Annotated in this window: 9 protein-coding genes; 7 read left to right on the top strand and 2 right to left on the bottom strand. The window is 73.1% G+C overall.

The window, feature by feature from the left end; all coding sequences use genetic code 11:
* Positions 1 to 366 precede the first annotated feature (366 nt).
* The 7 genes from pdxH (at position 367) to AB0D10_RS18125 (ending at position 10,657) form a co-directional block, all read left to right on the top strand.
* Complete coding sequence (pdxH, locus tag AB0D10_RS18155) at positions 367 to 999, top strand: pyridoxamine 5'-phosphate oxidase (RefSeq protein WP_360257300.1); 633 nt, start codon at positions 367 to 369, stop codon at positions 997 to 999.
* Positions 1,000 to 1,098: 99 nt separating this feature from the next.
* Positions 1,099 to 1,302: a hypothetical protein gene (locus AB0D10_RS18150; RefSeq protein WP_360257134.1), complete on the top strand. Its 204-nt coding sequence runs from the start codon at positions 1,099 to 1,101 to the stop codon at positions 1,300 to 1,302.
* A 107-nt stretch (positions 1,303 to 1,409) separates the two neighbouring features.
* On the top strand, positions 1,410 to 2,753 hold the full coding sequence (locus tag AB0D10_RS18145; RefSeq protein WP_360257132.1) for a TIR-like protein FxsC: 1,344 nt from the start codon (positions 1,410 to 1,412) through the stop codon (positions 2,751 to 2,753).
* Positions 2,750 to 6,673, top strand: coding sequence for an FxSxx-COOH system tetratricopeptide repeat protein (gene fxsT, locus AB0D10_RS18140; RefSeq protein ID WP_360257130.1), 3,924 nt, complete (start codon positions 2,750 to 2,752; stop codon positions 6,671 to 6,673). Before AB0D10_RS18145 ends, fxsT begins: the two co-directional genes overlap by 4 nt.
* Before the next feature lie 485 nt (positions 6,674 to 7,158).
* Positions 7,159 to 7,344: an FxSxx-COOH cyclophane-containing RiPP peptide gene (gene fxsA, locus AB0D10_RS18135; RefSeq protein ID WP_360257128.1), complete on the top strand. Its 186-nt coding sequence runs from the start codon at positions 7,159 to 7,161 to the stop codon at positions 7,342 to 7,344.
* Positions 7,345 to 7,399: 55 nt separating this feature from the next.
* Positions 7,400 to 9,850 (top strand): FxsB family cyclophane-forming radical SAM/SPASM peptide maturase, encoded by a 2,451-nt coding sequence (locus AB0D10_RS18130; protein WP_360257298.1) that lies wholly within the window; start codon positions 7,400 to 7,402, stop codon positions 9,848 to 9,850.
* A gap of 18 nt (positions 9,851 to 9,868) precedes the next feature.
* Positions 9,869 to 10,657, top strand: a complete 789-nt coding sequence (locus tag AB0D10_RS18125) for an AAC(3) family N-acetyltransferase (protein WP_360257126.1) — start codon at positions 9,869 to 9,871, stop codon at positions 10,655 to 10,657.
* A gap of 153 nt (positions 10,658 to 10,810) precedes the next feature.
* Here AB0D10_RS18125 and AB0D10_RS18120 read toward each other — a convergent pair whose 3' ends face one another.
* Positions 10,811 to 11,371: a GNAT family N-acetyltransferase gene (locus tag AB0D10_RS18120; protein ID WP_360257124.1), complete on the bottom strand. Its 561-nt coding sequence runs from the start codon at positions 11,369 to 11,371 to the stop codon at positions 10,811 to 10,813.
* Between the two features lie 390 nt (positions 11,372 to 11,761).
* Positions 11,762 to 11,956 (bottom strand): DUF397 domain-containing protein, encoded by a 195-nt coding sequence (locus tag AB0D10_RS18115; protein ID WP_360257122.1) that lies wholly within the window; start codon positions 11,954 to 11,956, stop codon positions 11,762 to 11,764.
* Positions 11,957 to 12,120: the final 164 nt, after the last annotated feature.

The raw sequence follows: 12,120 nt of genomic DNA, 5'->3' as shown, positions 1-12,120 counted from the left end.
CCAGTGACCGAATCGTGGTTGGCACTGGGTGCCAGAGTGACAGGCACGGGGTGCATTGCGCCATACACCACCGTGGTGATGTTCGCCCCGTGCCCGCTTGACTTTTCCGTCGAGGGTCGGTCGTGCCCGGGAGAAAACACGGAACCAGGCACCCGGTTCCGGACAATTTCCCTGTACGACGGTCGGCCAAGCGGTGGCGAGTCACCTTATCTCCCACCGCGGTTTGTCCGGAGGTAGCGGTGCCGGCCGCTTGTCGTACGGGATGATGTTGGCGTGCAGACCCCGGAACGCGCCCAGTCGACGCCCCCGAGCCCCGCCACCCGGACCCCGTCCGGCGCGGCCCGCCCCGGCCCGGACCCCACCGTGATGCGCGAGCACTACGTCCACGAGGGCCTGGTCGAGGAACAGCTCGCGCCCGACCCGATCGGCCAGTTCACCCACTGGTTCCACGACGCGGACGACGCCGGAATGACCGAACCCAACGCGATGGTGCTCTCCACCGCCGACGCCGACGGCCGGCCCAACTCGCGCACCGTCCTGCTCAAGGGCTACGACGCGCGCGGCTTCGTGTTCTTCACCAACTACGGCTCCCGCAAAGGCTCCGAACTCGCCGCAAACCCGCACGCCGCACTGCTCTTCCCGTGGATCGCGCTCGCCCGCCAGATCATCGTCCAGGGCCGGGTGGAGAAGGTCGGCCGGGACGAGACCGCCGCCTACTTCCGCACCCGCCCGCACGGCTCCCAACTGGGCGCCTGGGCCAGCGAGCAGTCCAGCCCCGTCGACGGGCGCGAGGTCCTCGAACGGCGCTACGCCGAACTGGAACGCCGCTACCCGGAGGGCGAGGGCGTGCCCGTCCCGCCGTTCTGGGGTGGGTACCGGGTGATCCCGGAGACCGTCGAGTTCTGGCAGGGGCGCGAGAACCGCCTGCACGACCGGCTCCGCTACCTCGCCGACCCGACGAGCCCGACGGGGTGGCGGGTGGAGCGGCTCTGCCCGTGATCGCCGGGGGCCGGCGCGCCGCGCGCCGGATGACTCCGGCGCACGCGGGTAGGTAGGTGGGGCCCGATCCACCCGTCTCCGAAGGGGCTCGGACTTCAGATGCGTGAGGCCGCGATCACCGGATCCGATGCCGCTGTCGAACTCCCGTCCGCCGAGCCGGATCCCGACCGCTCCGGGCCCACGCTCGACGAGCTCCTGGCCCGCTGCACGCCCGAGGCCGTCGGACGGCTGATGCGCCGGGTCGGCCTCGTCGGCGAAGGCCCCGGCACCGTGTCGGTGATGCGGTTCCAGTCCGCCATCTGACCGGTCGGACCCTTGCCGTCACCGGCCGTCGGGCCGGATGCGCCGCCTCCGCCACGGCTTTCCCCAACCCCCGGTACGGTAGCCACGTCGGCCGACCGGGGGGTGCCGTGGAGCCCTTGTTCTTCTTCAGCTACGCGCGGCGGGACCACCTCGCCGGCGGTGCCTTCGTCGATCAGTTCTTCCACGACCTCAAGGACGAACTCGCCCGGATCGAGCCCACGGCCGGCGCCGCCGAACTCGGCTACCGCGACACCGAATGGCTGCGCGTCGGCGACGACTGGGAGCGACAGCTCTCCGGAATGCTCGCCTCCTGCCGCAGCATGGTGGCGCTGTACTCCCCGGCCTACTTCGAGAGCCCGTACTGCGGCAAGGAGTGGACGGCCTTCCACGAACGGGTCGGTCGGCACCGGGAGTTGACCGGGGAGGTGGTTCCGGCGCTGATCCCGGTGCTCTGGGAGCCGCCGTCGCAGGAGCTGCCCGCCGAAGTGCGGCGGATCCAGTACGTCCAGCACGACATGGGCGAGGACTACGCCGCCGGAGGGCTGCACGCACTGCTGCGCGCGGCGCCGTACGGGCCGGACTACCTGAGGGTGGTCCGGGTCATCGCCGAGCGGGTGCGCGAAGCCGTGGTGCGGCCGGTCACGGCGCTGACAGCGCTGGACCTCGGCGCGGTGGAGGGCTGCTTCCCGCTGCCCGCCGCCGATCCGGCGCCGGCCCGGACCGGCCTGGTCCGGCTGTTCGTGGCGGCGGACCGGGCACGGCCGGGTGCCCCCGCGCCGCAGGGGCCGTACCGCGGCGGCTGGTACGGCCCGCAGCCCTGGGACTGGGCGCCCTACCACCCGCCGAGGATGCCCTCGCTGGTCGCGCGCGCCCAGCAGGTGATCACCGGGGCCGGCCACATCACGACCCTGGACGAGGTCGGGCCCGGCCTCGTCGCCGACCTGGACCAGGCCCGGGAGAACAACCAGGTCAGCCTGCTGCTGGTGGACCCGTGGACGGCGGGGCGGGAGCCGTACCGGCAGGCACTGCGCGAGTACGACGGCCAGAACCACCCGGTCACCGGAGTGCTGGTGCCTGCCGGCACCGACGACCCGCCCGAGGGGCCGGCCCGCGCGCACCTGTGGGGCGGGGTGCGCGCGGTGTTCCCGCGCAACTGGTTGCACCGTTCGGGACCCGAGCCGCTCTTTCGGGTGCACGTCACCCGGGAACGCTTCGAGAGTGAACTCCTCAGAGCCGTGACCGTGGCGCAGAACCGCCTGTTGGACGAGGAGGACGTCACCGATCCGGTTGCCGCCCGCGCGTCGTTCGGGCTCGGTACGGAGGCGGCGGGCATACCTGGACTGACCATCCCGGCCTGGCCGCCATCGGAAGCGGAGGATCTGCCGCCCCGGCCGAGCCGACCGCCCGGAACCGCTTCCGACCACCCGCGTGAAGGAGACCCGCAGCGATGACCGCCGACCAGGCCGTACTGGCAGACGCCGGAACCGCCGCCCCGCCGGCGACCGGCTCGGTCGTCACGTTCTACTCCTTCAAGGGCGGCACCGGCCGGACCATGGCCCTGGCCAACCTCGGCTGGATCCTGGCCAGCCAGGGACTGCGCGTCCTGGTGGTCGACTGGGACCTCGAAGCCCCGGGCCTGCACCGGTACTACCACCCGCTGCTGATCGACCCCGAACTGCGGGACACCCCGGGCCTGATCGACATGCTGCGCGCCTACGTCGACCAGGCGCTGCCCCGCTCCGGTGACGCCCCCGCCGCCGGGCCGAGGGAGTGGCTCACCGTGCCCGGCCGACTCGACGGTTACCTGTGCGGCCTCGCCCTCGACCTGCCGTCCGACGGCCGACTCGACCTGATGCCGGCGGGGCGGCAGAACGGGGCCTACTCGGCGGCCGTCACCAGTTTCAACTGGCGGAGCTTCTACACCCGGGCGGACGTCCGGGGAGCGGAGTTCCTGACGACGCTGCGGGAACAATGGATCGGCTCGTACGACTACGTGCTGATCGACAGTCGAACCGGGGTGAGCGACACATCGGGCATCTGCACCGTACTGATGCCCGACAGCGTCGTCGACTGCTTCACCCTCGGTGCCCAGAGCATCCGCGGCGGCGTCGACGCGGCCCGCGCCATCGCCGAGGCCGACATCCGGGAGATCCGGGTGCTCCCGGTACCGATGCGGGTCGAGGAGACGGAACGAGCCGGGCTCGCCGCCGGTCGCGACCTCGCCCACGAGGCCTTCGCGCCGTACCTGGACCGCTGGCTCGGGTCGGCACGCCGGGACGCGTACTGGCGGGACGTGGAGGTGCCCTACAAGCCCTTCTACGCCTACGAGGAGGTGCCGGCGACGGTCGTCGACCGGCCCGGGCAGGACCGCAGCCTGCTCGGCGCCTTCGAACGGCTCGCGGACTGGCTCACCGAAGGGCGCGTGCGGGAGCTCGCCCCCGTCCCGGACCGGGTCCGCCGTCGGCTCTACGCCGCCTATCTGCGGCCCGGGCGGGCCAGGTCCCGCCGGGTGCAGGTGAGTTACGCCCCCGGGGACCGGCCCTGGGCGGAGTGGGCAGCCGCCGCCATGGCCGGATTCGGCTACCTGGCCTCCCTGCACAGCGCGGACACGCCGCTGGACGACGCCGGCGCACTCCCGGAGGCCGACGGGCCGGCCGAGGGCGACGGACGGGTGCTGGCACTGCTGTCGCCCGAGTACCTGGCGCTGCCCCGGGCGGGCGAGTTGTGGCGCCGGCTCCGTGCGGGGGAGGACGGCGCGCTGCTGGCGGTGTCGGTGACGGCGGAGCCGCTCGACGGGGACCACGGGGAACCGTTCGACAGCGGACCGGTCGCGGTCGGGACGGCGGTCCGACTCGCGGGCTGCCCCGCCGAGCAGGCGGAGTCCCGACTGTTCGAGCTGATCGGTCCGCCACCCGGTGCCGGACGCTGGGTCGGGGCGGAGGAGGAGCCCGCGCCGCCGCCCGCCCGCTACCCCGACGGCCGCCCGCCGGTGCACACGCTGCCACCGCGCGACCCGGCCTTCACCGGCCGCGGCCGACTGCTCGATCGCCTACGGGACGGCTTCACGGCTCCCGGTCAGGCCCGCTCCGTCCAGGTGCTGTACGGCATGGGCGGAGTGGGCAAGTCGCAGACCGCCGCCGAGTACGCCCACCGCTTCGCGGCCGCGTACGACGTCGTGTGCTGGATCCGGGCCGAGGAACCGGCCGGCGTCCCGCAGCAGCTCGCCGACCTCGCCACCAGGCTCGGGCTGCCCGTCGACAACGACGTCCAGCGGGCCGCCGCCGATCTGCTGCGCCACCTCGACCGGGCCCAACCGCGCCGGCCCTGGCTCCTGGTCTACGACAACGCCGAAGACCCGGACCGGCTGGCCCGCTGGCTGCCCGGGGGAACGGCCGACGGGCACGTGCTGGTGACCTCGCGCAACCGGCGCTGGGCACGGCACCCCGGCCGCGCGGAGGTCGCGGTGTTCGACCGGGCCGAGAGCGTGCAGCTGATGCGGCAGTTCAACCCGGCGATGCGGCCGGCCGACGCCGACCGCATCGCCGAACTGCTCGGCGACCTCCCGCTCGCCGTCGGCCAGGCCGCGCGGTGGCTGCAGGAGACACCGATGCCGCCCGCCACGTACCTGCGCATGCTGGGCGAGGCCCTCACCGAGGTGCTGGACCGACCGGTTCCCGGCGAGTTCTCCACCGCCACTGCCGCCACGGCCCGGATCGCCGGTGCCGACCTGCGCCGGATCAACGCCCCGGCGATGCGACTGCTGGAACTGTGCGGCTTCCTGGGGCCGGACGCCATCCCCGTCGACCTGTTCTACTGCGAACCGGCCGTTCGGGCGATCAGGCCGCCACAGGGCGAGGACGAGCGCATGGCGATCGGGGAGATCCTGCGCACCGTCAACCAGTACGGCCTGGTCCGCTACGACGCCGAGGGAGGTGGGACGCTCGGGGTGCACCGGATCGTCCAGGCGCTGCTGCGCGACCAGGTGGCCGAGGCCGACCGGCCGGCCGTCCGGGCCGCCGTGCACGGGGCGTTGGCGGCGGTCGGCACCGGAGTCCCGGAGAATCCGGCGGACTGGCCCGGGTTCGCGGCCTTGCTGCCGCACCTGGAGCCGTCCGGGGCGGTGGAGAGCACCGATCCGCAGGTACGGCGCTGGATCACCGACACGGTCCGCTACCAGCGCCACCGCGGGCTGTTGGACGCCGCGCGTGAGCTGGCCGAGCAGGCGCTCGCGCACTGGCCCGACGAGGAAACGGCGGCGCTGCTGATGCGGGTCGAGCTCGGCAACGTGCTGCGGCTGCAGGGCGCCGCGCAGGAGGCGCACCGGATCGACCGGGAGGCGTGGGAACGACTGACCGAACTGCTCGGCCCCGACCACGAGAACACCATCGCCGCAGCCGGCGGACTCGGTGGCGACCTGCGCCAACTCGGCCGCTACACCGAGGCGCAGGCGCTCGATCGGCAGACGCTGGAAGCCGCCGAGCGCGTCCTCGGACCGAACCACCTCCGCACCATGATGATCCTCAACAACCTGGCCCTCTCCGACTTCCTGGCCGGCGACCTCGGCAGCGCCGTCGAACGGCACTCGACCGCCCTGGCCCGCCAGCGGGCGGAGCTCGGTGCGGACGCCCTGAACACCCTCGGCTCCGAACTCAACCGGGCCCGCGCCCTGCGGGAGGCCGGCCGGTACGAGGAGTCCCGGGCGGTGTTCGCGGACGTCGTCGAGCGCTCCCGCGCGAGCCTCGGCGAGGACCACGACAGCACCTGCCGGGGCCTTCGCCACCTCGGCGGCGTCCTGCTGCGGCTCGGCCGGTACGAGGAGGCACGGGCGGCCGACGAGGAGGCGTACCGCAGGCTGCTGGCCCGGCACGGGGCCGACCACCCGGAGACCGCGGCCGCCGCCGGGAACCTCGCCGCCGACCTCGCGGCGCTGGGCCGGACCGGGCCGGCGGTCGAGCTGGCCCGGGCGGTGGTCGAGTACCACCGCAGCCACCTCGGCGAGGAGTACCCGACCACCCTGCTCGCCGCCGGGAACCTCGCGGTGCTGCTGCGGCGGGACGGCCGTACGGAGGAGGCCGTGGAACTGTCCGGGCGGGTGCTGGAGGGGCTGCGGGCGCACCTGGGAGAGCAGCACCGGTATGTCGGGGCGGCACTGCTGAACCACGCCAACTCGCTGATGGCGGTGGGTGATCCGGACGGCACCCTGGAGCTCGACGAGCAGGCGGCGGCGGTGCTGGCACGGACGCTGGGGCCGGACCACCCGGACACCCGGGGGGCGTTCGGCAATCTGGCGCTGAGCCGGGCCGGCCGTGAAGCCGGTGTGTCCGGCGCTGCCGGGCGGGTGGACATCTTCGTGGAGGCGCCGCCGGTGTGATCACTGATCCGCGAACGGCCCGTGCGCCGGTCGGAGTTCGTCCGTCGTGCCGGATGGCCACGGCCCGGTGTGTCCGAGGCGGTCGACCGCCCGATGGACGGCGTTGGGGTTCCCGTACCGTCCTTCGCCGAGGAGTCGACTCGTCCCGTCCGTGGAACCGGGCGAGTCAGGCGGCGCGGCTGAGCGCATTGGGCCGTTCGGAGTCGCCGGGTACCGCACCGCCGCGCCTGCGTTCGGGAGTGGGCTCGAAAAGGCTCGAACACCTGCCCCTGCCAACGCGCTTCGGCGTGCGCCATGGCGAAGTGCGCGACCGCTGAACGGGTGAATTATTGGGGCTCTGCGCGCCGTGGTACGGCGTCGACCGGGTGGGCAGCCCAACTTGAGGAGGCAAGGTGCCGCGCGGAGACCGCGCTGGCACTACATTGGTCGCAACCGGGTGGCCTACCCGCACTCGGCAGGTCCTAACCGCGTCTAAGGAAACGAATATGACTCCGGTAACCAGCACCAGGCCCGCCGGCAACCTCACTGACACTCAGGAGACGCCGGAACGCCCGTACCTCGCCGAGCTCGCCGCCCTGGGCGCGGAAGAACTCGCCTCCCGGCTGCGGCGAGCCCTCCCAGGCACGGGATCCGGCGTCGTGCCGGTCGCGGCCTTCAACTCGTCGATCTGACCCGGCCCCGAACACCGAACGGATCCCAGGCCCAGTCGAACCCGCCACACCCATGATGACGCGAATTCCGGTGCCACTGACGCAATTCGTGGTCAAGATGCACAGCCGGTGCGATCTCGCCTGCGACCACTGCTACGTCTACGAACACGCGGACAGCAGCTGGCGCACCCGCCCCAAGGTCATCGGGGACGAGATCCTGACCAGAGCCGCCGAGCGGATCGGCGAGCACGCGGCCGCCCACCGGCTGTCCGCCGTCCGGGTCGTCCTGCACGGGGGAGAACCCCTGCTCGCCGGCCCGGACCGGTTGCGCCGCGCCGCCGAAGCACTCCGAGCGGCCCTCCCACCGGGCTGCGGCCTCGACCTGCGCATCCACACCAACGGCGTGCTGCTGAGCCGCACCTTCCTCACGCTGTTCGCGGAGCTGGACGTCAAGGTCGGCATCTCGCTGGACGGCGACCGCGTGTCCAACGACCGCCACCGGCGCTTCGCCGACGGACGCAGCAGCCACCCCCAGGTGCTGCGGGCGGTCGCACTGCTGAACGAGCCCGAGTACCGCCACCTGTTCGCCGGGCTGCTGTGCACCATCGACGTCGAGAACGACCCGGTGGCCGTGTACCGGGCCCTGGCCGAACTCCGCCCCCCGGCAGTGGACTTCCTCCTTCCGCACGCCACCTGGGACGAGCCGCCGAAACGGCTCCCGGGCGGCGGCCGGACTCCCTACGCCGACTGGCTGCTCACCGTCCACAGGCTGTGGGAAGCGGACGGGCGGCCGTTCGCCGTCCGCACCTTCGAATCCGTCCACCGCACCGTGCGCGGGTTCTCCAGCCTCACCGAATCGCTCGGGCTGGAACCCTCGGACCTGGCGGTCCTGGAGACGGACGGGACCTTCGAGCAGGCCGACAGTCTGAAGACCGCGTACGACGGGGCGCCCGCCACCGGGATGAACGTCTTCGCGCACAGCCTCGACGACCTCGCCCGCCACCCCGGCATCGCCGCCCGCCAGTCCGGGCTGGCCGGGCTGAGCGGGACCTGCCGGGCCTGCCCCGTGGTGCGCTCCTGCGGTGGCGGGCTGTACGCGCACCGCTACCGGGCGGACACTGGCTTCGACAATCCCTCCGTCTACTGCGGTGACCTCATGACACTCATCAACGGCATTGCGGGCGAGCGCGGTTCGGCTGCCGTGCCCGCCGCCCCGACGATGTCGGCCGATCAGGCCGATCAGGCCGACCGGGCCGTTCCGGCCGTTCCGGCTCAGGGCGGTGAGTCGCTGCTGCCGACCGCGCTCACCGCTGCGCAACTGGACGAACTGGCCCGGGGGTACGGGAGCTCCGCCACGGTGGCCGCCCTCGCCCATGCACAACTCTCCATCACCCGAGCCATGTTGGCCGCCGCCTGGGACGCCTCCGGGCAGGGGCGGGCCGAGGCGTGGGAGCTGCTGTCGGCGCTCGACGCCTCGGCTCCCGCAGCGGTGGACGCCGTCCTGGCCCATCCGTACGCCAGGGCCTGGGCCGCGCGGCGACTCGCGGGAGACCTCTCGGTGGGGCTCGGGGAGCTCGCCGCGCTGGCGGCCGCAGCGGCGGTGCGGGCCGGGCGCGGGGACACGGTCGCGGTGCCGGTGCGGGGCGGGTGGCTGCACCTTCCGACGCTGGGGCGCCTCGCGGTGCCGGACGGGGAAGCGGTGGTCACGGGGTCACCCGAGGGCATCTCGGTGCGGGCGGCGGACGGGTCGGTGTTCACGGCCCTGGACCAGCCGCTGCGGCGGGTCCGGCTGGTCGGTGGCTGGACGGTCGCGCTGGAGGACCTCGACCCGCTGCGGGACAGCCACGACCACCCGGTGGCCGAGCGACTTCCGGACGGCGAACTCCTCGCGTGGACAGGTGCGTTGCGCGAGGCCTGGGAACTGCTCGGGCGCGACCTGCCCCGGTACGCGGAGGGCATCCTGGCCGGGCTGACGACGGTGACCCCGCTGCGGCCGGGGCCGACGGGCCGGGACGTCAGCTCGGCGGCCCGGCAGGCCTTCGGCGCCGTCGGCATCGCCCGGCCGGCGACCGCGCCGACGCTGGCGCTGCTGCTGGCGCACGAGTTCCAGCACGTGAAGCTGGGGGCGGTGCTGGACCTGTTCGACCTCCACGACCGGGCCGACGACCGGCTGTACCTCGCACCCTGGCGGCCGGACCCGCGGCCCCTGGAGGGGCTGCTCCAGGGCACCTACGCGCACCTGGCGGTCACGGAGTACTGGGGCACGCGCACGGTCGCGTACGGCGGGCTTCCGGGCGAGGCCGCGGACCGGGCGCGGGCACAGTTCGCGCTCTGGCGGCGGTACACGGCAGAGGCGGTGGAACGGCTGGTCGAGTCGGGGGCGCTGACGGGGCTCGGAGTCCGGTTCGCCGAGGGGATGGGCGAGAGCGTCGCCCCCTGGCTCGCGGTGCCGCTGCCGGCGGCCGCCGAGCAGTCCGCCGACCGGATCCGGGAGGGGCGCGGCCACGCCCGTCCCGTCGAAGCCTGAGCCTGGTAGAACACAGTCATGCTCACCGAGACCGCCCTCACCGCAGGGCAGCTGGCCGAGGGATTCGTCGAACTCGGCGTCCGCCCGGGCGCGGTGCTCCAGGTGCAGGCGTCCCTGCGTTCCCTGGGGCCGGTGGTGGGCGGAGCCACCGGGGTGGTCGACGCCCTGCTCGACACCCTGGGCAGTGCCGGGACACTGGTCGCCTACACCGCGAACCCCGAGAACTCGGCCACCTCGCGACTCCACCGGACCGCCACCGCAGGACTGTCCCCGGCGGAGGTCGCCGTCTACCTCGACGGGATCCCGCCCTACGACCCGGCCACCACGCCCTGTTCCCCGACGATGGGGGCCCTCTCCGAGGCGATCCGCACCCGCCCCGGAGCCCTGCGCAGCAGCCACCCGCAGACCTCCTGGGCCGCCCTCGGCCGTCTGGCGCGCGAGATCACCGCCCACCACCCCCTCAGTTCCCACCTCGGCCCGGAGACCCCTCTCGGCCGCCTGTACGACCTCGATGCGAAGGTCCTGATGCTCGGCGCCCCGATGGCGAAGTTCACCGCCTTCCACCTCGCCGACCTGCGGATGCCCGACGTCCCCATGCAGGAGTTCTGGTGCCGGGGCCCGGAGGGCTCGCTCACCTTCAAGGCGCCCTTTCTCGACGACCTCCACTTCGCCGACCTGGGCGCGCAGGTCCTCGCCGCCGCCACCGGCGTCACCGCCGCCCGCATCGGCACCGCCGACTGCCTCCTGGTCCCGGTCCGGGAGGCCGTCGACCTCGCCGACCGCTTCCTCCGCCGCGCCCGAGCCTGACCCGCTGCTCACCTGCCCCGCCGGGTCCTCGGTCGTCGCTTCGGGAGCGGGCCGTCCCGGGCCGGTCCGCGGTGCGGGCCCGGGTCTGCTGCAGCGGTGCTGACCGAACGGCCGGAACCGGCACGCCGGCCGCACGCGGCCGTTCGCCGGTGCCTACCGGCGCTGCTCCCACACGGCCCGGGTGAGTTCGTACTCGACCTCGCCGTGCTCGGAACCGGGGATCGCGTCCGGCCAGTTCCCGGTGAAGTTCCGCAGGAACGACAGGCCGGACTTCTCCATCACGCGCCGGGAACGGGCGTTCACGGTCATGGTGTTCGCGGTGACCCGGTCCACTCCGAGGTCGGTGAAGCCCTTGTCGATCAGGGCCAGTGATCCTTCGGTGGCGTAGCCCCTGCCCCAGGCGGCCTGATTCAGCCGGTACCCGAGCTCCACGACGGCGGGGCCGTGCTCGTCGAGGGGACGGAACTCGAACCAGCCGAGGAAGGCCCCGGTGGCCTTCTCCTCGGCGGCCCAGTAGCCGCGGGTGCCGAAGCACGGGTGGTCGTGGAGGAGGCGTGGCAGGACCCTCGTCCGGACCGCCTCCAGGCCGGCCGGCGCACCGCCGTTGATGAAGCGCATGACCTCGGGGTCGTCGTCCAGGGCGAAGAGGCGGTCGGTGTCGGCTGCGGTGAACGGGCGCAGCACGAGCCGTTCGGTCTCAAGGAAGACACGCATGCCGTGATCCTCTTCCTCCGCCACCGGGCCGTGCCACCGGATATTCGGGCCGTGGATCGTCCGGTGCGGCCGCGTCCCGTGCGGTGTCCTCCCGGGTGTCCGGGTCCGTCGGTCAGAGGCTGCGGGCGGTGATGTCGCCGTGGGAGGTGGTGGCGCGGATGTCGAGGACGGCGGTGATCGCGGCGGGGGTGGCGAACTTCTGCATCGTGCTCTCCTTCGTTCCGCGGCGGGCGCTCCGTTGGCCCGCTGCTTTCTGGCGATGGAAAAGCTACGTTGCGTTCGAGGATGCGACAACGCTCCTGTTGTGCAAAAACTGCATCACCGCAGGTGAGGATTGATCGTTGCAATGGCTCAACGGCGAACGCAATTGCCGGACCGGTGGAGGCGTCGTCAGGCGACGAAGTGGTCGAACTCGCCGGCCTTGGCCCCGCGGACCCAGGCGAGGAACTTGGCGCGGGTGGTGGTGACGACGCGGTCCGGGTCGTTCGACTCGCGGATGTGGACGAGCTCGCCGTCGGACGCGATCTCGATGAAGTCGGCCCCGTCGTCGCTGAGGCTGGACCTCTGCCAGTCGAGGTGTTCCACGGGTGCCCCTTCCGGTGGTTCGCGGCGGCCGGGACGAGGGTACTGCCCCGAGAGCACCGACGGCGGCATCGTTTCGGTCATGTCAATTCGTGCGAGTCGTTGTGCTATTCCATTGGGGTGTCAGTCGTTCCTACACTGAAGCCCCGCCGCACGGGGGCTGCGGG

The sequence above is a fragment of the Kitasatospora sp. NPDC048545 genome (assembly GCF_040651155.1).
Classification (GTDB): domain Bacteria; phylum Actinomycetota; class Actinomycetes; order Streptomycetales; family Streptomycetaceae; genus Kitasatospora.
The sequence above is the reverse complement of the archived record's forward strand: the minus strand, read 5'-3'. Positions and strand labels throughout refer to the sequence as shown.